This window comes from Citrobacter sp. CK191, assembly GCF_030333435.1.
Classification (GTDB): domain Bacteria; phylum Pseudomonadota; class Gammaproteobacteria; order Enterobacterales; family Enterobacteriaceae; genus Citrobacter_B; species Citrobacter_B koseri.
Genome location: NZ_JAOWFX010000033.1, coordinates 382,742 through 402,663, shown reverse-complemented (window position 1 = coordinate 402,663; position 19,922 = coordinate 382,742). Strand labels below are relative to the sequence as shown.

Annotated in this window: 22 protein-coding genes and 1 pseudogene; 10 read left to right on the top strand and 13 right to left on the bottom strand. The window is 53.3% G+C overall.

Features of this window, described 5'->3' with window-relative positions; translation table 11 throughout:
• Nucleotides 1–129 precede the first annotated feature (129 nt).
• Complete coding sequence (locus OGV82_RS19360) at nucleotides 130–270, top strand: hypothetical protein (protein ID WP_101724182.1); 141 nt, start codon at nucleotides 130–132, stop codon at nucleotides 268–270.
• 96 nt (nucleotides 271–366) lie between these two features.
• Here OGV82_RS19360 and OGV82_RS19355 read toward each other — a convergent pair whose 3' ends face one another.
• Nucleotides 367–546: a hypothetical protein gene (locus OGV82_RS19355; RefSeq protein WP_024130375.1), complete on the bottom strand. Its 180-nt coding sequence runs from the start codon at nucleotides 544–546 to the stop codon at nucleotides 367–369.
• A gap of 304 nt (nucleotides 547–850) precedes the next feature.
• Here OGV82_RS19355 and OGV82_RS19350 point away from each other — a divergent pair, with 304 nt between their 5' ends.
• From OGV82_RS19350 to OGV82_RS19335, 4 genes are read left to right on the top strand one after another with little or no spacing between them, the layout of a single operon-like run.
• The gene (locus tag OGV82_RS19350; protein ID WP_047457292.1) at nucleotides 851–1,684 is read left to right on the top strand and encodes an ABC transporter substrate-binding protein; all 834 of its coding nucleotides are present in this window, start codon (nucleotides 851–853) and stop codon (nucleotides 1,682–1,684) included.
• Between the two features lies 1 nt (nucleotide 1,685).
• Nucleotides 1,686–2,504: an amino acid ABC transporter ATP-binding protein gene (locus OGV82_RS19345; RefSeq protein ID WP_047457295.1), complete on the top strand. Its 819-nt coding sequence runs from the start codon at nucleotides 1,686–1,688 to the stop codon at nucleotides 2,502–2,504.
• The gene (locus OGV82_RS19340) at nucleotides 2,504–3,283 is read left to right on the top strand and encodes an amino acid ABC transporter permease (RefSeq protein ID WP_047457298.1); all 780 of its coding nucleotides are present in this window, start codon (nucleotides 2,504–2,506) and stop codon (nucleotides 3,281–3,283) included. Before OGV82_RS19345 ends, OGV82_RS19340 begins: the two co-directional genes overlap by 1 nt.
• The gene (locus OGV82_RS19335) at nucleotides 3,273–3,950 is read left to right on the top strand and encodes an amino acid ABC transporter permease (protein WP_012132563.1); all 678 of its coding nucleotides are present in this window, start codon (nucleotides 3,273–3,275) and stop codon (nucleotides 3,948–3,950) included. The genes OGV82_RS19340 and OGV82_RS19335 overlap by 11 nt, the downstream gene beginning before the upstream one ends.
• 5 nt (nucleotides 3,951–3,955) lie before the next feature.
• Here OGV82_RS19335 and ydhT read toward each other — a convergent pair whose 3' ends face one another.
• From ydhT to OGV82_RS19285, 10 genes are all read right to left on the bottom strand, one after another.
• Complete coding sequence (ydhT, locus tag OGV82_RS19330) at nucleotides 3,956–4,768, bottom strand: protein YdhT (RefSeq protein ID WP_047457302.1); 813 nt, start codon at nucleotides 4,766–4,768, stop codon at nucleotides 3,956–3,958.
• Nucleotides 4,769–4,771: 3 nt separating this feature from the next.
• The gene (gene phsC, locus OGV82_RS19325) at nucleotides 4,772–5,557 is read right to left on the bottom strand and encodes a thiosulfate reductase cytochrome B subunit (protein WP_047457305.1); all 786 of its coding nucleotides are present in this window, start codon (nucleotides 5,555–5,557) and stop codon (nucleotides 4,772–4,774) included.
• Nucleotides 5,554–6,222, bottom strand: coding sequence for a 4Fe-4S dicluster domain-containing protein (locus OGV82_RS19320; protein ID WP_071818897.1), 669 nt, complete (start codon nucleotides 6,220–6,222; stop codon nucleotides 5,554–5,556). Before OGV82_RS19320 ends, phsC begins: the two co-directional genes overlap by 4 nt.
• Before the next feature lie 63 nt (nucleotides 6,223–6,285).
• The gene (locus tag OGV82_RS19315; RefSeq protein ID WP_047457308.1) at nucleotides 6,286–6,930 is read right to left on the bottom strand and encodes a YdhW family putative oxidoreductase system protein; all 645 of its coding nucleotides are present in this window, start codon (nucleotides 6,928–6,930) and stop codon (nucleotides 6,286–6,288) included.
• A gap of 10 nt (nucleotides 6,931–6,940) precedes the next feature.
• Nucleotides 6,941–9,043 (bottom strand): aldehyde ferredoxin oxidoreductase, encoded by a 2,103-nt coding sequence (locus OGV82_RS19310; RefSeq protein ID WP_047457312.1) that lies wholly within the window; start codon nucleotides 9,041–9,043, stop codon nucleotides 6,941–6,943.
• A 20-nt stretch (nucleotides 9,044–9,063) separates the two neighbouring features.
• A complete protein-coding gene (locus tag OGV82_RS19305; protein ID WP_012132569.1) occupies nucleotides 9,064–9,690 on the bottom strand; it encodes a ferredoxin-like protein in 627 nt (208 codons plus the stop codon).
• A gap of 407 nt (nucleotides 9,691–10,097) precedes the next feature.
• Nucleotides 10,098–10,307: a fumarate hydratase FumD gene (gene fumD, locus OGV82_RS19300; RefSeq protein ID WP_012132570.1), complete on the bottom strand. Its 210-nt coding sequence runs from the start codon at nucleotides 10,305–10,307 to the stop codon at nucleotides 10,098–10,100.
• 203 nt (nucleotides 10,308–10,510) lie between these two features.
• Nucleotides 10,511–11,323 (bottom strand): MetQ/NlpA family ABC transporter substrate-binding protein, encoded by an 813-nt coding sequence (locus OGV82_RS19295; protein WP_047457314.1) that lies wholly within the window; start codon nucleotides 11,321–11,323, stop codon nucleotides 10,511–10,513.
• A gap of 21 nt (nucleotides 11,324–11,344) precedes the next feature.
• The gene (locus tag OGV82_RS19290) at nucleotides 11,345–12,013 is read right to left on the bottom strand and encodes a methionine ABC transporter permease (protein WP_012132573.1); all 669 of its coding nucleotides are present in this window, start codon (nucleotides 12,011–12,013) and stop codon (nucleotides 11,345–11,347) included.
• Nucleotides 12,006–13,028 carry a methionine ABC transporter ATP-binding protein gene (locus tag OGV82_RS19285; protein ID WP_047457318.1) on the bottom strand — a complete coding sequence of 341 codons (1,023 nt, stop codon included), beginning with the start codon at nucleotides 13,026–13,028 and terminating at the stop codon, nucleotides 12,006–12,008. The genes OGV82_RS19290 and OGV82_RS19285 overlap by 8 nt, the downstream gene beginning before the upstream one ends.
• Nucleotides 13,029–13,451: 423 nt before the next feature.
• Between OGV82_RS19285 and OGV82_RS19280 the strand changes: the two genes are divergently transcribed.
• From OGV82_RS19280 to lpp, 5 genes and pseudogenes are all read left to right on the top strand, one after another.
• Entirely contained in the window at nucleotides 13,452–14,822 is a 1,371-nt protein-coding gene (locus OGV82_RS19280; RefSeq protein ID WP_047457321.1) for a pyridoxal-phosphate dependent enzyme, read from the top strand.
• Between the two features lie 9 nt (nucleotides 14,823–14,831).
• Nucleotides 14,832–15,985, top strand: a pseudogene (locus tag OGV82_RS19275) (trans-sulfuration enzyme family protein).
• Between the two features lie 174 nt (nucleotides 15,986–16,159).
• Complete coding sequence (gene ynhH / locus OGV82_RS19270) at nucleotides 16,160–16,354, top strand: protein YnhH (RefSeq protein ID WP_244264181.1); 195 nt, start codon at nucleotides 16,160–16,162, stop codon at nucleotides 16,352–16,354.
• 7 nt (nucleotides 16,355–16,361) lie between these two features.
• Nucleotides 16,362–17,774 carry a pyruvate kinase PykF gene (gene pykF / locus OGV82_RS19265; protein WP_012132579.1) on the top strand — a complete coding sequence of 471 codons (1,413 nt, stop codon included), beginning with the start codon at nucleotides 16,362–16,364 and terminating at the stop codon, nucleotides 17,772–17,774.
• A 311-nt stretch (nucleotides 17,775–18,085) separates the two neighbouring features.
• On the top strand, nucleotides 18,086–18,322 hold the full coding sequence (lpp, locus tag OGV82_RS19260) for a murein lipoprotein Lpp (RefSeq protein ID WP_001082307.1): 237 nt from the start codon (nucleotides 18,086–18,088) through the stop codon (nucleotides 18,320–18,322).
• A 68-nt stretch (nucleotides 18,323–18,390) separates the two neighbouring features.
• Here lpp and ldtE read toward each other — a convergent pair whose 3' ends face one another.
• Both ldtE and sufE read right to left on the bottom strand, forming a co-directional pair.
• A complete protein-coding gene (gene ldtE, locus OGV82_RS19255) occupies nucleotides 18,391–19,395 on the bottom strand; it encodes a L,D-transpeptidase LdtE (RefSeq protein ID WP_047457324.1) in 1,005 nt (334 codons plus the stop codon).
• 101 nt (nucleotides 19,396–19,496) lie between these two features.
• Nucleotides 19,497–19,913, bottom strand: a complete 417-nt coding sequence (sufE, locus tag OGV82_RS19250; protein ID WP_049011812.1) for a cysteine desulfuration protein SufE — start codon at nucleotides 19,911–19,913, stop codon at nucleotides 19,497–19,499.
• Between the last annotated feature and the right edge of the window lie 9 nt (nucleotides 19,914–19,922).

Here is a 19,922-nt window from a genome sequence, read left to right as displayed (position 1 = left end):
GGCAGGGATGGCGGGATTTCCGCTTTCCCTGCTGGCAACCGCACCGATCGCCAATAGCGCAAGGTGCATCAATCACAGATTTTGCCCTATACTGGAAAGCTGGCAAACACTGAACTAAACAGGTGATTGATGGATATTGATCTCGACAATCTGGTCTTTGACGGACTGGAGGAAGCGCAAGAGCGTAACGCTGAACGTCTGGAAGACGCAGATAAAAAAGCCCGGGCGGTTATTGCGGATGATGACTGCGGCGATGCCTGCAAAATATAACGACAGAACCGGCGTGATGCCGGTTTTTTTATTCAGGATTAAGCCGCAGAAAGCGCGCAGATTTCGTTCCAGTATGCCTCGCGCGTTTGTCGATGTTCAGCGTTCTGTTTTATCACGGAACCACTCCGGATCAATGTTGGCGATATCCACGCCATACAGGCTGGCGACAGGAAGAACAGACTCAACAATACGCTGAAGATGAGGCTCCGCATCGTACTGTCGGGTCTGTGGACGTGCCTTCACCACAGTATGCCAAAGACGTTTAAACCCATTCATCTTCTCCGCCCCTCTGTCTGTATGCTGGATGCGTTTTATTGCAGCGCATTCGCGTGAAAAAATGAAATACGAAATCCTGCCATCCTTGTGCATTTATTGCATTAGACCATCCCATTTTAATTCACCGACTATTAACATCTGTTTTACTAATATCTTTTTGTATATAGATAAGAATCTTTTCTTATTTGGTGACGACGGCGAGTTGTGGGAGCGTAAAAAGACAAACCCAATCATGTCGCGAATGCAGCGGCCTTTTTGACCGCGACATGAATTATTTAGCGTCTCTACAGGGATATCAAAGAAGATGATGGCAACGACAATTCACAGCACTAAAAAAACATTACTGGCATTAAGTGCGCTATTCGCATCCGGTATTGCCGCATTACCCGCCCAGGCCGATCAACTGGCGGATATTAAAGCCGCCGGCGTAGTGAAAGTGGCCACGTTCGATGCGAACCCGCCGTTTGGCTCCGTCGATCCGCAAACGCATAAAATCGTTGGTTACGACGTTGATTTTGCTGAAGCGCTGGCCAAATCGTTGGGAGTCAAACTAGAACTGGTCGCCACCAACCCAGCCAACCGTATCCCGTTACTGCAATCGGGTAAGGCCGATCTGATCGTCGCGGATATTACCATCACCCCGGAGCGCGCCCAGGTTATCGACTTTTCCGTTCCCTATTTTGTCACCGGGCAACAATTCCTGGTTCCGGCGACCTCCCCCGACAAGCTGGATGAGTACAGCCGCGCGCGAATTGGCGCGGTGAAAGGAACAACGGGGGAACAGGCGCTGCACCAGCGTTTCCCGCAATCCCGCGTGCTGGCCTATGATGATATCCCGCTGGCGCTGACTGCGCTGCGTAATGGCAACGTTCAGGCGATCACCCAGGACAGCACCATTCTGGCGGGCCTGTTAAGCGGGGCGCCGGACAAAGCCAACTTTAAAATCCTACCCGACCTGCTGAGTAAAGAGGAAATCGGCGTCGGGGTGAAAAAAGGCGAACCCGCGTTGTTAAAGGCGGTGAACGATGAACTGCTGAAGCTCGAGTCCACCGGACAGGCGGCCAAAATCTATGACGTCTGGTTCGGCCCCGAAACCAAAAATCCACAGCCGCGCGCCTTTAAAATAGAAGCGAAGTAATATGCTCTCAGGTTTGTTTACCCGCTCCGCAGCTTCGGCTGCGGATTTTACGCATTTGCGTCAGGCGCGCGTTGAACTGCGCGATGTGATCAAACAGTACGACGGGCACCGGGTATTAAACGGTGTCAATCTGACGGTGGAACCCGGAGAAGTCGTTACCATCCTTGGGCCATCCGGTTCGGGAAAATCCACGCTTATTCGACTCATCAACCAGCTTGAGTCATTAAGCGGCGGCGATATTTTTATCGATGATAAGCCCATTGGTCAGCTCAAGGGCGCAGCGCTGCGCCAGTTACGCAGCCGCATTGGATTCGTATTCCAGCAATTCAACCTTTACGCCCATCTGACGGCGCAGCAGAACATTACGCTGGCGCTGGAATATGTGCATGGCTGGAATAAAGAGGCCGCCAAACAGCGAGCCCGCGAATTGCTGGATCAGGTGGGTCTGGCTGAAAAAGCCGACGCATTTGCCGCCCAGCTCTCTGGTGGACAGCAGCAGCGCGTCGCCATTGCCCGCGCGCTGGCCTCCTCTCCGCAAATTATCCTTTTTGATGAGCCAACATCCGCGCTGGACCCGGAAATGATCGGCGAAGTCTTACAGGTCATGAAGAATCTTGCCCACAGCGGGATCACCATGATCGTCGTTACGCACGAGATGCACTTCGCTCGCGAAATTGCCGACCGTGTCGTGTTTATCGATGGCGGCGATATTCTGGAAGTCGCCTCGCCTGAAGCATTTTTTACCCGTCCGCAGCACCCCAGAACCCAGCGCTTCCTGAAGAAAGTGCTCGATCCGTTACACCAGGAGTCATCGTTATAATGCTTACTCTGGACTGGCAGGGGGTGCTGAGCGGGCAACCTCTGCAATGGGTCATCTCGGGTTTTTTGACCACGCTCTGGGTCACGCTGGCAGGCGTTTTGCTATCGACACTGCTGGCGATTATCCTGCTCGCGCTACGTCTCTCCGGCAACGCATTCGGTCGCCGTCTGGTCGCCGCCTGGGTCTCGCTGTTTCGCAATACGCCTCTGCTTGTGCAGTTGATGTTCTGGTACTTCGCAGCGTGGAATTTTCTGCCCCGTGACGTGATTGATTTCGTTAATACCGATCATTTTTGGTCGATCCTGCCTGGCGATGTCTGGTGGCTGACGCCAGAATTTCTCTGCTCCGCATGGGGGCTGGGGGTATTCACATCGGCCTTCCTGGTTGAGGAGATCGCCTCGGGGTTGCAGGCGGTATCCGCCGGGCAGCGAGAGGCCGCTGTATCGCAAGGTTTTTCCGCATGGACGACCCTCCGCCATATTCTGCTCCCCCAGGGGCTGGCAAACGCCTGGCAACCCATCGTGGGACAATACCTTAATCTGATGAAACTCTCATCGCTTGCCAGCGGTATCGGCTTTGCCGAACTGACCTATCAGGTGCGACAAATTGAAAGCTATAACGCCCATGCTCTGGAAGCCTTTGCCGTCGGCACCGCGCTCTATTTGCTGACCGGCATTGTATTGGGTCTGCTACTGGCGCGGCTAAACCCCGCCCCGGCCAAAAGAGTGAAACCCAAAACGCGTATTTTCAGCATCAGGAGTCCACACCATGATCGCTAATATTTCGGTCATTACCGACAATCTGGATTACCTGCTGTGGGGACGCGCTGCTGATGGTCAACCCGGCGGCGTGCTCCTCACATTGTTGATGGCGCTGGGTGCTGGCGTGCTGGCGCTTCCCGGCGGGGTGGTTCTCGCCTGTCTTGCCTGGCGATTTCCGGGCGTTATCCGTAATGGGCTGTTTCTCTGGGCAGAATTTATTCGCGGCATTCCGCTGATCTTCGTGATCTTCTGGATGTGGTATTTGCTGCCAATGCTTACCGGAAGCGATCTTCCCGGCGCCGTTACCGTCACGCTGGCGCTGGCCTGGTTTACTGCGGCATCGGTGATGCACTCCGTTTATGCCGGCATAAACGCGCTTCCTGCCGGGCAGTACGACGCCTCGGTAGTGCAGGGATTTCGCCCGTTTCAGGCATTATGGCTCATTCTGCTTCCCCAAGTGCTACGCAATGTAATGCCGTCATTGACCGGCATTTTTATCGGCCTGCTGAAAGACACGTCGCTGGCGTTTATCGTCAATGTTCCTGAACTAACTACCGTCGCCGGTCAGGTGAATAACCGGGTACAGATTTACCCGGCGGCCATTTTTATCTTTACCGGACTGGTCTATTACCTGCTCTGTTTTGGCCTGGAGAGATTCACCCGTCGACGATTCGCTATCCGATAAACGGCTCAACACTCAACAAACTGATGTTGTTCGTTGAGGCGATATTTTACCCCGGCGCGTATGTTGTTCTCGCCTTCAATGGCAACGGCGAAACGGGTACGTTCGCCATCGTGATACGCCAGCGCAGCACAGCCGCCGGGCCCCAGTATCAGGGAGTCAACGTGCCCGGTGCTGGCGATGACCGCATTGTCACCGCTGGTAACGAGATGGACATTCTCTCCGCTGTTGGCAATTCTGGCATTGGCGCCAAAGCTGACAACCTGCGCCAGATCGCCATTGCTGGCAATATTGCTCCTGTCACCCAGCGTGCTGATGCGCACCCGCATTCCCGCGCTGGCAATACGACTCCCGTCACCGGCGCAGCTTACGCGGGTTGAGTTCCCTGCCACCGCCACCCGCGCGCGATCGCCGGAACAACCTATATGCGTGTTGTAGCCTGCGCTGCCAATGCGCGCGCAGTACCCCGCGCTGGCAATCTGCGAAGCGTACCCCACGCTGGCAATTTTGACGTTATCGCCCGCACATCCCAGATGAACGTTATCGTCCGCGCAGGCAATGTGTTCGCTATTACCGTGGTGCGATTGCGCACTCACCAGGCTGTCCATCGCGCTGATATCCTGACGCGCAAAGCTCTCCTCATCCAGCCAGCGCGACCAGGCATATTCCACCAGGCTATTTGCCCAGTCGAGATAGCCTTCACTGCTCAGCGCCCGATGCACGTCGGCGTAGCTGCCGCCATTCGGAAAGCGACGGACAAACCAACGATAGATGACGGGCCCGACTCGCCAGGTACGTAAATCCTCTCGCGTAATGATCATCCGTTAGTGCCGATGATAGCCATCAACCATGCAGCGGAAGGTCTCACCGGGCGTACGACCTGTCGTGCAAAGGTAAAGATGACCGAAGATAAAAAAGAGACTAACGATCGCCAGCGCGAAATGCGCCTGCAACAGCCAGTAACGCACGCCGGGGAACAGATCGCCCGCCGCCTGCGGATAAAGCGACAGTAGTCCGGTTATCAGCAACAGCGGCACCAGGCCGTACATCACCCCGAGATAAGCGGCCTGCTGTAACGGGTTGAATTTAGACTGTGTGGTGGCGGGAAACGGATGTTCCTCACCCTGCATAATGCCGAACAGATAGAAGCGGGTCTGCTTCATCGCCCGGCCAATCCAGCCCTCGCGGCGAATAATATAATGGTGTCCGTTGCCGCCCAGCATGTTGATCAAAACAAAACCCAGCCAACACGCCAGCAGCAGAAAACCGCAGATCTCATGCACCGTCAGCAGACTCTTCATCACCGACGCGCCAACCAGCGAGAAATGATTGATCAGCCCACTGCCGAGCAGGAGCACAAACAGTAGCGCGTTCGACCAGTGCCACAATCTCACCGCTTTTGAGTACAGGTAAACCTTTTCACCGTGACCGGCCGCGGCTTTGTTGGCGGCGCGAAACCGCAGCATGGCATGCAGCCCCAACACCAGCCACATCGCTACCAGCATCAGTCCGGCGATGACTAACCAGACAGGCCAGTATTCGGGAGAAAACACGGGGACATAGTTCGCCAGTTGGACATGGAACTGTTCAGCATTCTGCGACGCGTTCATACATTTTCCTTTTTAATCAAATGTTGACCGAACCGGCGATACAGATGCGGTTTTCCGGCGCCTGCGAGTTGGTGTTGATAGAATTTGTTCTCCTTCAGCCAGGTCTGAATTTCCGGGCTGTCTTCACGACCAAAAATCAATGCGTGCTCCGGGCAAGCATTCACGCAAATCGGCGGGAACCCCTTTGCCAGGCGAGATTCGGCGCAAAAGTCGCATTTATCCGCCACTTTGGTTTGTGGATTGAGATAACGCACCTGATACGGACAAGCGCCTATACAGTAGCTACAGCCGATACAGCGCGATTCGTCTACCCGCACAATACCGCGCTCATCACGCCAGGAGGCGCCGGTCGGGCAAACATCAATACAGGGCGCATCTTCACAGTGCTGGCAGGACTGGCGGAAATAGTGATAAACGGTTTCGTTTTCATTATCCGAAACAGGAATATGCGCGATGGATAAACGACTGCCCTGAGCCGGAACATGGTTGGTCTTGCGACACGCCCGGGCGCAGAGATTGCAGCCGTTACACAGGGATTCATCATGAATCATGGCATAACGCACCGCGTTGCTATTCTTCGTGTTCGCTAACAAATTTTGGCCGGGCCCGCTGAAAAAAATCACCGTCCCCATACCAAGCACAAATTTTCGTCGAGTGAAGGACATCTGGTTATCCTCTAATCCGGTGGCAGCGATCGCCCACGCTTTCCATGACATCACCCTGAACAATCAGGGATTCTGAAACTGCTCAACCTCAAGCCATTCGCATAAGCCATATGCCTTGCCGTAGCTCATAAAACGTTCGCTAAACAGATACGGTACGTCGTTGGACGACGCCACACGGCGAATATCCGCGTAATCCGGGTGCGTGCCGATCGCGGCAAGAGCTGTCTCTATTTGCTGCGGCGCAAAGCGGTATGGCGGTTGTTCCAGCATGGCGACCTTGTAGGGTCGCGGATAGGTCTGGCAATCAAAACGCACCGCCTGTGCGATAGCCCGGCAAATATCGTTCTCCACCACCTGCACACACATGTCGGCATAGTTAGCGGTCATGGTTTGCGTCGAGTAGTAATAATCATCCTGAGCACCCTGTACGCAGGCGATATCCGCCCCTGTCTCGCTCTGAAGCAGCGTCTCCAGCAGCGGCATTAACGCCTCTTCCTCCACTGAATACGGCGGTTGCAGGAAAAGCGCGCGAGCCACTAGCTGGCCTGAAGCAGAATGCTGGCGGATGAACTCCGCCATGATCTCTGCCGGACTCGCGGGAGGCGTTGGTTCATCCACTCGCCTTTCATGCTGATGTAAGCCTTGCAGCCACTGCCGCTTTTCAATATCCACCTCAGGCGTGGAGTGTTCGCCCTCTGAATGACTCATCTCACCTTCCTTACGCTGGCAGCAGATTCTGCGCGGCCAGATCGGCGGCGACATCCTCAAGACCGAGGCGATGCAACGTTTCTCGCGTCGGGCATCCCAGTTCAGGGTCCCAGCCCATCTCGGTATAAAAGAGCGTCAGGGATTCACGCATATCGTCGCGATCCATTTTGTCAGTCCCTTCAGTGAACACCGGAATGTTGGGGTCCTTGTCAAAAACCCACGAACAGATGAGATCGTGTTCATTGCGCATGTCTTTGGTCTGCATCAGTTTGACGGTATAGGCGCGATGGAGCGTGAAGATACGTTCTGCGGCTAAATCAAGGCTCGCCTGGGTGGTTTCATCCCCGGTCACCGCCTGGAAAAATTTCGCTTCCAGATCCAGATCCCCACGATAATTTCGGCTCTTCAACGGCGAAACGGTCATCGGCCAGACCCAGTTGCACAGCGTCACGGCGTTATGCAGGCAAACTTTGAGCAGCGTCCATTTGGCATACTTGATTTTCGCCGCGTTGATCGGCGTGTAATTTTTAGTCTCGTCGTAGGCGTCTTCAGAACCAAACAGTTCCGCCGCGACCTCTCGCTGTAGCTTCAGCGGTAAACCAGAACCAATAAAGTTGATGTGGGTGTGGGTCATGCAGTCACGGTTAAACATGCAGTTGGTAATTGCCCCCACCTGCGCCGACGCTTCGTTAGCATGGTGTACCGGATAGCCAAACGGCGACCACAGTTTGTTTTTATCGTACGCCCAGTATTCCTCACCCAGATTCCAGCGCTCGGCAATGGCGTATGAACCATCCGCAAGATGGCTCAACTCTCCTTTGCGATGCGCCAGGCGATAGTAGAAATCCTTGATAAAGTTGGGATCGCCCGCTTCCAGTTGATCCCAGCGGATCTCCGCATATTCCTCAGCCGGCAGCACGCGCTTGAACACGCCTTTGCTGTAGCAATACGTGAAGTCACGGTGCAACTGCCCGTAGTTACACCAGATACCGTAGTCGTCAAACAGGTTCAGGCCGATCAGATTGCCGATAACGCGGCCATCGTCCTTATCGTCAAAATCTTTCGGGCCGTGCGGGAAGATCGTGGTATGGACAAAGTTTGCCACGCAGGTATTCCCCCCGGTGCTCGGTACGCCAAAATCCTTTACCCGTGGAATATTGAGCTGCGACATGCAGCGGATCGGACATGAGTGGCAACCGCTCATTTTCACGGTGTATTTTTCAGCCGCTGGACCTAAGTCAAACACGGATTTATAGGTGCGAAAGCCGACCGTATTCTGATTACCCGGCGGGATCTCGCCGGTTTCAACAGGCCCGCCCTCTGCGGCCCCCCAGAACAAACCTTTACGCGCCGTCCAGCGCGAAGCCGGTGAGGAAAATTCCGCCCATGCCTGCGGGGTGCTCGGCACAACATGATTATTATTGGCGCCAATCAGCTCCGTCATCATGTAGTCATTCAGCCGCTTCATCTCTTTGCGATCGGCAATATTGACCCCTTTGGTGCCTTCAACGGCAATGGCCTTGAGGTTTTTCGACCCCATCACCGCGCCGGTTCCCGCCCCGCCGCTGTGGTTACGGCTGTTGAGCATACAGGAGAGCGGCACCAGGTTTTCACCCGCCTGACCAATGGCCGCCACGCAGGTCTCCGGGCTGGTCATACGGCAGATCTCTTCGGTCGTGGCGCGCGTCCCTTTACCCCACAGAAAATCTGCTTTTTCGAGGCTGACCTTGTCATCTTTAATATTGATCCACACAGGCGAAGCGGATTTACCCTCAATAATAATCGCGTCGTACCCGGCAAATTTCATTTGTGCCGCAAAGAAGCCGCCCATATGCGCATCGACAACCAAATTACCTTTAGTAAACGTAGAGAGCGAAGTGATATTGACGCGGGAACTACAGGGCGCGCCAGATCCGGTCAGCGGGCCGGTGGCAAATACCAGTTTATTTCCTTCATCGAAAGGTTTCGTGCCAGGCGGGACTTCGTCATACATAATTTTGTAGCCGAACCCCATTCCGCCGACAAATTTTTTATATTTACTGGAATCTTCGAGGGTAATATCGCCTGTTGTAAGATTGACCCGTAATATATTACCTGTCCAACCGTTAGCCATAATGTTTTCCTTTGCAAGATTCAAACAGTAATATCTTTCCACTCGATAACTTTCAGCGCCCCTGTTGGACAGGCGCTGGCGCACTCGCCGCATAAAACACATTTTGACGATTTTTTCGTTTCGCTGTTTACGGTAGCCATCATCCAGGGGCAGGCAGTGGTACAGGCGCTACAGCCAATACATCGCTTATGATCAACCGCGATGCAGCCATCGTCCTGTTTCCAGGTAATTGCGCCGATTGGGCAGACCTTCATGCACTGCGGGTCCTTACACTGGCGACAGGTATCTGCGGTGTAGTTTAAATCGCCGTACAGACCGCCGCCGGAGCCGACGCCGTTGTCGCCAAAGAAGTAATTACGGTGAATCTTAATGCGGGAGAAGAACGAGCCCACGGCGCCATCGTTGTAATTGGTGCAGGAGATTTCGCAGCGATGGCAGCCTGTGCAGCGGGCGCGTTGAGTCACTAATACCCCTTTGGGCGTGTTTATCAGTCCTACCGTACCGCTATCAACGTCTTCCTGTTTGCAGCCAAAAAGTGACAGCAGCGCGGGAGCGATAGTTAATCCTGCCAGACCCTTTCCTGATATACGCAGAAATTCGAGCCGCGTTAAGCCAAAATCTAATATTGGACGTTCGACCTGGTTCATTTATTTCGCATCCTCTTCGCAAACACAGTGCTGACAACACCCGATGTTTTGCCCTAACCGGATCGCATACGTCATATCATTAAATACAAATAGACTAATCCTAAAGAGTTAGGCACATAAATAATGTGGTTATTCAGTGCTATTAACTTTGATCGTTATCAATTAAAAACCGGAAGTGAAATAATAAAAGCGGAGTGATATTTATTATCATTTAGAGGATATAAAACACGGCAATCTATTAATAATTAATAATGTGACCTCGTTCCCATTATTAATATCAATTGCCTTCGTTATATATTAATATACATATCGATATTAATATAAACGCGATATCTGATTATTTACAAGGTGAAGAATTTAAATACCGGGAATAAGGGATGACGAAGCGAGCGCCATCCCTGAGAGAATTATCCTGCCAGGGCTTTGATAACCGTTTCCATCGCCTGTTTTTCAAGTTCGCTGCGCTGGAGTCGCTGGTTCGCCATGGCGGTTCGTAACACTCCCGCAATCACGATATGCTTCGGCTCTTGCCCCAGGTCGCGCATCTCCAGAACCACTTTGCCAACCACTCTGCACATCTCACGGTACAGTTCGTCGTCTTTTGTCAGGTTTCCCATTATTGTCTCTCATCGCCAGCACAAACAAACAGCATATATCACTCTAACGATGAAGACAAAACTCAAATAAATCAAACAAATAAACAGAGTGACTATTCAACTTAACCGATATCCGTCACCTCACACTCTGTAACTTGCTCACCCGTTCGGCCAGGCTCTTTTATAGGCCGGATAAGCGTCACGCTATCCGGCACTACGTGGTATTAGTTATTGACCGGAATCACCGCGCCTTTGTACTTCGTGCGGATCCAGTCCTGAATCTCTTTTGAGTGCAGAACGTCAACCAGCGCCACGATGTCTTTTTTCTTCTCGTCGCCACGATGTACGGTAATGATGTTGGCGTACGGATTGTTTTCTCCGCTCTCAACGGCGATCGGATCGTTAACCGGGTCCAGACCTGCGTCGATAGCGTAGTTGGCGTTAATCACCACCGCATCGCCTTCATCGTTGTTGTACATCTGTGGTAACAGCGCCGCTTCCACGTTCGGCAGGAACTTCAGTTTTTTCGGGTTATCCACGATGTCGCTGATGCGCGCGCTGACCTTATCCACGCCCGGCTTCAGTTTGATCACGCCCTCTTTTTCAAAGATCGACAGAATACGTCCCTCTTCAGAGACCGCGTCACGCATAATGATCCTGCCGCCTTCCGGCAGATCTTTCAGCGATTTGTATTTTTTAGAGTAGATGCCGATCGGCTCAATATGAATCGCCCCGGCGCTGACGAAATCATAGGTTTTATCACCCGCATGATCTTTCAGCACGCTATTCAGGTACGGGATATGCTGGAAGTAGTTGGCGTCAATTTCACGACCGGCCAGCGCGGTATTCGGCAGAATGTAATCCTGGAAAGGTTTAATCTCCAGATCGATCCCCTGTTTCGCCAGAATCGGTTTCGCCTGCTCAAGGATTTCCGCATGCGGTACGTTAGAGGCGCCAACGGTCAGCGTATCCGCCCAGGAGGCGAAGCTCAGGGCGCTTAAGGTTGCTGCGGCGAGTAATGTCAGTGATTTTTTCATGATAATGGTTTCCGTATTTTATTAGCGTTTATCTAACAGAGAGGTGATCACATCGCCGCAGAACTGGATAATGAAGACGATGATCAGGATAGTCACCGTCGCCACCAGCGTGACGTCGTTGTGGTTGCGCTGGAATCCTTCCAGATAAGCCAGGTTCCCTAAACCGCCTGCCCCAATCACTCCGGCCATCGCGCTGTAACTGACCAGCGCAATCAGCGTCACGGTGATCCCGGACACCAGTGCGGGTGATGATTCAGGCAGTAAAACCCGAAAAATAAGTGTGCTGAGACGTGCGCCCATCGAACGCGTGGCTTCAATCACGCCTCTGTCAACCTCGCGCAGTGCGATTTCAACCAGACGCGCATAAAACGGTGCCGCCCCGACAATCAACGCCGGTAGCGCAGCGTTCGCGCCGAGAATGGTGCCGACCAGCGCTTTAGTAAACGGGATCAGCAAGACGATCAAAATGATGAACGGGATCGAGCGAAAAATATTCACCACCAGAGAAATGACGCTATACAGCGTGCGGTTCTGAAACAGCCCGCCGCGCGCGGTCAAAAACAGCGCCAGCCCCAGTACAATCCCCAGCACAAACGTCGCGATACCGGAAAGCGCCGTCATATAGAGCGTTTCCTGCGTTGCCGCAAAAAGTTGTTCCCATTTCAGATGGGGAAACAGATTCTCAACCATGTTGTACTACCTCACCTTCAATATCGCTCTGCCGCAAATCCGCCAGAATATTATTCAGTTGTTCTTCCGTCGCCACGACGTGCAGCCACAGTTGGCCAAACACGCCATGCGCGGTTTGCGTCATCTTGCCGTGTAAGATATTGAAAGGCAGGCCGTAACGCAGGGTAAGCTCCCCTACGATCGGCTGATGCGTACTGTGCCCGGTGAAGGTCAGCTTAATCACCGTCCCGCCCAGCTCGCTCGCCAGCTGCGGGTTAAACGCCTCCTCTTCGGCATACTGACTTACCTGGCGGACAAACTGCCGGGTAATCGGCTGTTGCGGATGAGTAAAGACGTTCAGCACATCGCCTTCCTCCACCACTCTGCCGTTTTCCATCACCGCAACGCGATCGCAGATTTTGCGCACCACATGCATCTCGTGGGTAATAAGCACAATCGTGAGCTGGAAGCGGCGATTAATATCGAGCAGCAGATCCAGAATCTGATCGGTGGTTTGCGGGTCCAGCGCGGAAGTCGCCTCGTCGCAGAGCAGCACATCCGGGTTATTTGCCAGCGCACGGGCAATCCCCACACGTTGCTTTTGCCCGCCGCTCAGCTGGGATGGGTAAGCATTCTCACGCCCGGTTAGTCCCACCAGGTCGATCAGCTCCGCCACCCGCGCCTTGATTTTTGCTTTTGGCGCGCCCGCGATTTGCATAGAAAAAGCGATGTTTTCGCTGACGGTACGCGACCACAGCAAATTGAAGTGCTGAAACACCATGCTGATTTTCAGCCGCGCCTGGCGCAGGGACTCTCCTGTCGCCGCTGAAATATCATGACCATTGATGGTCACGCTGCCCACGGTCGGTTTTTCCAGACCGTTCAGCAAACGAATCAACGTACTCTTTCCGGCGCCGCTGTAGCCAATAATCCCGTAAATTTGTCCCTGTTCAACCGTCAGATTAACGTTATCCACTGCGGTAATGGACAGCTTGCCGGGCGTAAAAACTTTCGAAATATTTTTCAGGACGATCATATCGTTATCGTATCCGCTGCTGCTTATGGTTATCCTGCCAGTGCTTTTAGCTGTTTAGCAGTATGGATGTCCAAACGAGTGTAATCAGGGTGTTTCTGCTTTTAAATGACCAAAAAGGAATTTGATATATCCGCAAGGAATAAGAGAGGCGCAGCGCGGGAAAATGGCTTTAGTACAATTTCGGCAACCTTTATGCGGGGAGCGGCATTATCCTTAACGCGAGCAGCGTAAACTGTTGAATTAATCGACAAAAACAGGGTTATTCGGCCATCAACACCGCCAGACGACCGCACGGCTAAACGTCCTGCCATCCAAATAGCGTTTTATATTCCATTCTGTTCTTATTCACAGACAAACATTCTTTAGGCGTGCATTTTGGCAACCCTATTATTTCGTCATGTTATTCACTGACGGATATTCACCATGACAACGTTTCACTCCATAACAGAACTGATTGGCAATACGCCGCTGCTTCAGTTGCATAAGCTGAATAGCGGCGTAAGCGAACTCTTTTTGAAACTGGAGAACCAGAATCCGGGCGGTTCGATTAAAGATCGCGTCGCACTTTCTATGATCAATGAAGCGGAAAGACAGGGGCTGCTAAAGCCCGGCGGCACGATTATTGAAGCGACGGCGGGCAACACCGGGCTGGGGCTGGCGCTGATCGCCGCGCAAAAAGGTTATGCCCTGACGCTGGTCGTGCCGGACAAAATGAGCCGTGAGAAGATCTTCCATTTACGCGCGCTTGGCGCACAGGTGGTATTAACCCGCTCAGACGTCAACAAAGGTCATCCGGCCTATTATCAGGATTACGCACGCCGTCTGGCGCAGGAGACGCCCGGCGCCTTCTATATTGATCAGTTCAACAACGCCGCGAACCCGCTGGCGCATGCTTCCACCACCGCCCCCGAATTGTTTGCCCAGATGGATGGCCGCATTGACGCCATCGTGGTCGGCGTCGGTTCCGGCGGCACGCTGGGCGGTTTACAGGCATGGTTTCGCGAACACTCCCCGCACACGGAGTTCGTGCTGGCCGACCCCGCCGGTTCAATCCTTGCCGATCAGGTCGAGACAGGCACATTCGGCACCGCCGGTTCCTGGCTGGTTGAAGGGATTGGCGAGGACTTTATTCCGCCGCTCGCCCACATCGAATCCGTTTCACAGGCCTTTCGCATCAGCGATAAAGACGCCTTCGCCACGGCGCGCGAGTTGCTCAGAACCGAAGGCATCCTTGCCGGTTCATCGACCGGTACGCTGCTCGCCGCCGCCCTGCGCTACTGCCAGGCGCAGACGCAGCCAAAGCGCGTGGCGACCTTCGCCTGCGATAGCGGCAATAAGTATCTCTCGAAAATGTTTAACGATGACTGGATGCGCCAGCAAGGGCTCATCACCCGGCCACAGGCTGGCGATCTGAGCGACTTCATCGCCTTACGTCATGACGAAGGGGCAACCGTGACCGCTGCGCCGGACGATACGCTGGCAACCGTGTTGGCGCGTATGCGCCTGTACGATATTTCGCAGTTGCCGGTTCTTCAGGAGGATCAGCTTATCGGCATTATCGACGAATGGGATCTGATTACGCATATTCAGGGCGATAACCCGCGTTTTTCCCTCCCGGTAAAAGAAGCGATGACGCGCGAGGTAGTCCGGCTTGATAAACGTGAACCGGAAAGCGCGCTGAAACCTATTTTTGATCGCGGCCAGGTGGCTGTGATTGTCGACAACGACCAGTTCCTCGGTCTGGTCACCCGTAGCGATGTGCTCACCCACTGGCGCAACCGCCTGGATAAATAAGGAACTCTCATGAAATCGTATTCCACACTTAGCGTCCATAGCGGAACCTTTTCTGACGCGCACGGCGCCGTTATGCCGCCGATTTATGCGACATCGACGTTTGCGCAACCCGCGCCGGGTCAGCATACCGGATATGAATATTCACGCAGCGGCAACCCGACGCGCCATGCGCTGGAAACCGCCATTGCCGAGCTGGAAGGCGGTACGCAAGGTTATGCCTTCGCGTCCGGTCTGGCGGGCATCGCTACCGTGCTTGAACTTCTCGATAAAGACAGCCATCTGGTGGCGATTGACGACGTCTATGGCGGCACCTATCGACTGATTGAAAATGTGCGTCGTCGCAGCGCCGGATTACAGGTAAGCTGGGTGAAACCTGACGATCTGGCCGGTATCGAAGCCGCGATTCGTCCTGATACCCGCATGATCTGGGTAGAAACGCCGACAAATCCGTTACTAAAACTGGCCGATCTGGCGGCCATTGCCGATATCGCGCGTCGCCACCAGCTTATCAGCGTGGCCGATAACACCTTCGCTTCGCCGTTGATCCATCGTCCTCTTGATCTGGGGTTCGATATCGTGGTGCATTCCGCGACGAAATACCTGAACGGCCATTCAGATGTCGTCGCCGGACTGGCGGTCGTCGGGGACAACCCGGCGCTCGCACAACAGTTGGGTTATCTGCAAAACGCCGTCGGCGGCGTACTGGACCCATTTAGCAGTTTTCTGACATTACGCGGTATTCGCACGCTGGCCTTGCGAATTGAGCGGCACAGCGGCACAGCGGCAATGCGCTGACGCTGGCGCAATGGCTGGAAAAACATCCGGCGGTAGAACACGTCTGGTATCCGGGGCTGGCGTCGCATCCTCAGCACGCCCTTGCGCGCCAGCAGATGTCACAGTTCGGCGGGATGATCTCCATCGTCATAAAAGGCGATGACCAGCGCGCCACTGACGTTATCACGCGGCTGAAATTATTCACCCTGGCGGAAAGCCTGGGCGGTGTTGAAAGCCTCGTCAGCCAGCCGTTTACCATGACTCACGCCTCTATTCCGCTTGAGCAGCGTCTGGCGAATGGCATCACCCCGCAATTGATTCGCCTGTCAGTGGGCATTGAAGATGTTCAGGATTTGCAGGACGATTTAGCTCAGGCGCTCGCCGGGTAGTTGCGCAACGCCGCCCTTTCCCGGGCGGCACAACGCAAGGATCATAATTAACGCTTTAATAACAATTTGTTGTGAATCTGCACAGATGTTTTTTGAAACGCTGTTTTCATTTTCCTTTTGTGTAAATTTCAGCGTATAATGCGCGCCAATTGTCTCTTGAATGGTTTCAGCGCATTGGACTGCAAAACTCAACGACTAAAAAACACGCCATCCCGTTGGGCTGAAACACGAGCACACATTCCTCTGCACGCTCTTTCGATGTCACCTATCCTTAGAGCGAGGCAACACCACTTTCGCAACACAGGTTTAGCTTCAAGGCCGTGCGCCCCTGAAGCCAGATTTCCATATCCTTCTCAACTTAAAGACTAAGACTGTCATGAAAAAGACGAAAATTGTTTGCACCATCGGTCCGAAAACCGAATCTGAAGAGATGTTAACCAAAATGCTGGACGCAGGCATGAACGTTATGCGTCTGAACTTCTCTCACGGTGACTATGCAGAACACGGTCAGCGCATCAAGAATTTGCGCAACGTAATGAGCAAAACCGGTAAAAAAGCCGCAATCCTGCTCGATACCAAAGGCCCGGAAATCCGTACCATTAAGCTGGAAGGTGGTAATGACGTCTCCCTGAAAGCGGGCCAGACCTTCACTTTCACAACGGACAAATCCGTTATCGGCAACAGCGAAATGGTTGCCGTCACTTACGAAGGTTTCACTTCTGACCTGTCCGTAGGCAACACCGTACTGGTTGACGATGGTCTGATCGGCATGGAAGTCACCGCGATCGAAGGTAACAAGGTTATCTGTAAAGTGCTGAACAACGGCGACCTGGGCGAAAACAAAGGCGTTAACCTGCCGGGCGTTTCCATCGCGCTGCCAGCACTGGCTGAAAAAGACAAACAGGATCTGATCTTCGGCTGCGAACAAGGCGTTGACTTTGTTGCCGCGTCCTTTATCCGTAAGCGTTCTGACGTTGTTGAAATCCGTGAGCACCTGAAAGCGCACGGCGGCGAGAACATTCAGATCATCTCCAAGATCGAAAACCAGGAAGGCCTGAACAACTTCGATGAGATCCTCGAAGCGTCTGACGGCATCATGGTTGCTCGTGGCGACATGGGCGTTGAGATCCCGGTTGAAGAAGTTATCTTCGCGCAGAAGATGATCATCGAAAAATGTATCCGCGCACGTAAAGTCGTTATCACCGCGACCCAGATGCTGGATTCCATGATCAAGAACCCGCGTCCGACCCGCGCAGAAGCTGGCGACGTGGCGAACGCCATCCTCGACGGCACCGACGCAGTGATGCTGTCCGGCGAATCCGCAAAAGGAAAATACCCGCTGGAAGCCGTCACCATCATGGCGACCATCTGCGAGCGTACTGACCGCGTGATGACCAGCCGTCTGGACTTCAATAACGACAGCCGTAAACTGCGCATCACCGAAGCAGTGTGCCGCGGCGCGGTTGAAACTGCCGAAAAACTGGAAGCGCCGGTCATTGTCGTTGCAACTCAGGGCGGTAAATCTGCTCGCGCAGTGCGTAAATACTTCCCGGACGCCACCATCCTGGCGCTGACCACCAACGAAGTGACCGCGCGTCAGCTGGTGCTGAGCAAAGGCATTGTGCCGCAGCTGGTGAAAGAAATTAACTCTACTGACGACTTCTACCGTCTGGGTAAAGAAGTCGCTCTACAGAGCGGTCTGGGCCAGAAAGGCGACGTTGTGGTCATGGTTTCCGGCGCGCTGGTACCGAGCGGCACGACCAACACCGCATCTGTTCACGTCCTGTAATAATTCCTGTGTGAATTAATTTTCTGAATAAAAAGCGCCCTCGCGGCGCTTTTTTTATTTAATCGATAGCCACTCTTAATAAAAAATCAAATCGGATTTCACTATCTAATCGCAGATTATCTAAGACGAATCCGATGGAAGGATTCTGTTTTCACTCGGTTTTTTAGCCATTTTAGCTCAATTCGATGCTTCTTTGAGCGAACGATCAAAAATAAGTGCATTCCCGTCAAAAAAATATTCTCAACCTAAAAAAGTTTGTGTAATACTTGTAACGCTACATGGAGATTAACTCAATCTAGAGGGTATTAATAATGAATCGTACTAAACTGGTACTGGGCGCGGTAATCCTGGGTTCTACTCTGCTGGCTGGTTGCTCCAGCAACGCTAAAATCGATCAGCTGTCTTCTGACGTTCAGACTCTGAACGCTAAAGTTGACCAGCTGAGCAACGACGTGAACGCAATGCGTTCCGACGTTCAGGCTGCTAAAGACGACGCAGCTCGCGCTAACCAGCGTCTGGACAACCAGGCTACTAAATACCGTAAGTAATAGTACCTGTGTAATAAAAATGGCGCACATTGTGCGCCATTTTTTTTGCCTGTGTTTTCCCTTCTCTGCTACTGCGTTGCCTGGGTTTCAGCGCCGCTCCCGGGTTGGCTGTTTTGCGCGGACTCCACCACTGAGCGACCAGAAGCTACCGGTGCCTGCCCTGATGTAACGGCAACCGGATATCCCGCCCGGCGATACAGCGCGTTTTCCACCAGACGCTCATCCACCTCCTGAGTCGCCTTAAACTGCGTAAAGCCTGCTGGCAGCACATACGGCATCGTCTGTACGTTTTGCTCCTCTTCAGGCGACAGCGGGCGATGTACTTCAACGTAACGCATTCCATTTGGTTCCACGGCGAATTTCACCGGTTCGTTAATCACCCGTACCGGCGTTCCCGTTCTGACCTGCGCAAACAGAGCTTTAATGTCTGGCGCGTTCATCCGAATACAGCCGGAACTGACGCGTAACCCGACGCTGTCCGGGGCATTGGTGCCGTGAATGAGATACTCACCGTTGCCGTATGCCAGGCGCAGGGCGAAGCGTCCTAACGGGTTATTTGGCCCGGCGGGTACCACCGGCGGCAGCGTAATGCCGCGTTCAAGCGAGCGTTTGCGGATACCTGCCGTCGGCGTCCAGGTCGGATTCGGGATTTTTTGCCCGACGCGCGTCTCCATCACCGGCGTTTCCAGCCCCTCTAAACCAATACCGATAGGGTAAACCTGAACACTATTTTCACCCGGCGGGAAATAATAGAGTCGTAACTCCGCCAGGTTCACAATAATGCCTTCACGCGGCGCATCGGGTAATAACAGTTGAGATGGAATGATAATCGGCGTCCCCGGTTTAGGGACCGGCGCGATGGTATTATTTGCCTCCAGGATCAGCATTGCGGCAGTATCAAAACGCCGGGCAATCGCCTGTAAGTTTTTATCCCCCGCTTGCACGGTATAGGTTTGATTCTGCCCGACAAGGCGACTGTTTGCTGGCGGCAAGGGGTAATCCACTGCCCAGGCCGCCTGAAATGCGCTGTAAGCGCCGAAAAGTGTAACTGCAATGAGAGACGCACGTTTCATATCCACCCCCCTGGCGTTTTGCCGGATGGCGGTTAAATGCCTTATCCGGCCGACGAGTCACGTAGAGCTGTACGCCATCTGGCGTTCTACGTCTTTTCAGTTTAGCTAAGAGTTGCGGCTCTGGCGCGGATCGCGCGAATCATTGCTTCCAGTCCCTGTGAACGGGAGGGCGTGAGATGTTGCGTCAGCGCCATTTTTTCAAACCACGGCCGCACATCAAAATTCACAATATCCTGTGGCGTCATCTGATGATACAAAATGAAGACGATGGCAATTAACCCTTTGACTATTGCTGCATCGCTGTCGCCCTGCAATTCAATAACGCCATCAGCGTTCTGACGCATAACAATCCATACCTGACTCTGACATCCCTGAATACTATTTTCCGGGCGACGATCCTGCTCATTTAATTCCGCCAGACGCTGCCCCAGTTCAATAATGTACAGATACTTTTCTTCCCAATTGGCGCAACGCTGAAAATTACGCAGCAATCTTTCTTTATCTGGTAGCGCAGCCATAGCGTCTCC

Bases quoted from the DNA above. Each gene is read 5' to 3' on its own strand.
- OGV82_RS19360 (WP_101724182.1), top strand. From the start codon at position 130: ATGGATATTGATCTCGACAATCTGGTCTTTGACGGACTGGAGGAAGCG.
- OGV82_RS19355 (WP_024130375.1), bottom strand. From the start codon at position 546: ATGAATGGGTTTAAACGTCTTTGGCATACTGTGGTGAAGGCACGTCCA.
- OGV82_RS19350 (WP_047457292.1), top strand. From the start codon at position 851: ATGATGGCAACGACAATTCACAGCACTAAAAAAACATTACTGGCATTA.
- OGV82_RS19345 (WP_047457295.1), top strand. From the start codon at position 1,686: ATGCTCTCAGGTTTGTTTACCCGCTCCGCAGCTTCGGCTGCGGATTTT.
- OGV82_RS19340 (WP_047457298.1), top strand. From the start codon at position 2,504: ATGCTTACTCTGGACTGGCAGGGGGTGCTGAGCGGGCAACCTCTGCAA.
- OGV82_RS19335 (WP_012132563.1), top strand. From the start codon at position 3,273: ATGATCGCTAATATTTCGGTCATTACCGACAATCTGGATTACCTGCTG.
- ydhT (WP_047457302.1), bottom strand. From the start codon at position 4,768: ATGATCATTACGCGAGAGGATTTACGTACCTGGCGAGTCGGGCCCGTC.
- phsC (WP_047457305.1), bottom strand. From the start codon at position 5,557: ATGAACGCGTCGCAGAATGCTGAACAGTTCCATGTCCAACTGGCGAAC.
- OGV82_RS19320 (WP_071818897.1), bottom strand. From the start codon at position 6,222: ATGTCCTTCACTCGACGAAAATTTGTGCTTGGTATGGGGACGGTGATT.
- OGV82_RS19315 (WP_047457308.1), bottom strand. From the start codon at position 6,930: ATGAGTCATTCAGAGGGCGAACACTCCACGCCTGAGGTGGATATTGAA.
- OGV82_RS19310 (WP_047457312.1), bottom strand. From the start codon at position 9,043: ATGGCTAACGGTTGGACAGGTAATATATTACGGGTCAATCTTACAACA.
- OGV82_RS19305 (WP_012132569.1), bottom strand. From the start codon at position 9,690: ATGAACCAGGTCGAACGTCCAATATTAGATTTTGGCTTAACGCGGCTC.
- fumD (WP_012132570.1), bottom strand. From the start codon at position 10,307: ATGGGAAACCTGACAAAAGACGACGAACTGTACCGTGAGATGTGCAGA.
- OGV82_RS19295 (WP_047457314.1), bottom strand. From the start codon at position 11,323: ATGAAAAAATCACTGACATTACTCGCCGCAGCAACCTTAAGCGCCCTG.
- OGV82_RS19290 (WP_012132573.1), bottom strand. From the start codon at position 12,013: ATGGTTGAGAATCTGTTTCCCCATCTGAAATGGGAACAACTTTTTGCG.
- OGV82_RS19285 (WP_047457318.1), bottom strand. From the start codon at position 13,028: ATGATCGTCCTGAAAAATATTTCGAAAGTTTTTACGCCCGGCAAGCTG.
- OGV82_RS19280 (WP_047457321.1), top strand. From the start codon at position 13,452: ATGACAACGTTTCACTCCATAACAGAACTGATTGGCAATACGCCGCTG.
- pykF (WP_012132579.1), top strand. From the start codon at position 16,362: ATGAAAAAGACGAAAATTGTTTGCACCATCGGTCCGAAAACCGAATCT.
- lpp (WP_001082307.1), top strand. From the start codon at position 18,086: ATGAATCGTACTAAACTGGTACTGGGCGCGGTAATCCTGGGTTCTACT.
- ldtE (WP_047457324.1), bottom strand. From the start codon at position 19,395: ATGAAACGTGCGTCTCTCATTGCAGTTACACTTTTCGGCGCTTACAGC.
- sufE (WP_049011812.1), bottom strand. From the start codon at position 19,913: ATGGCTGCGCTACCAGATAAAGAAAGATTGCTGCGTAATTTTCAGCGT.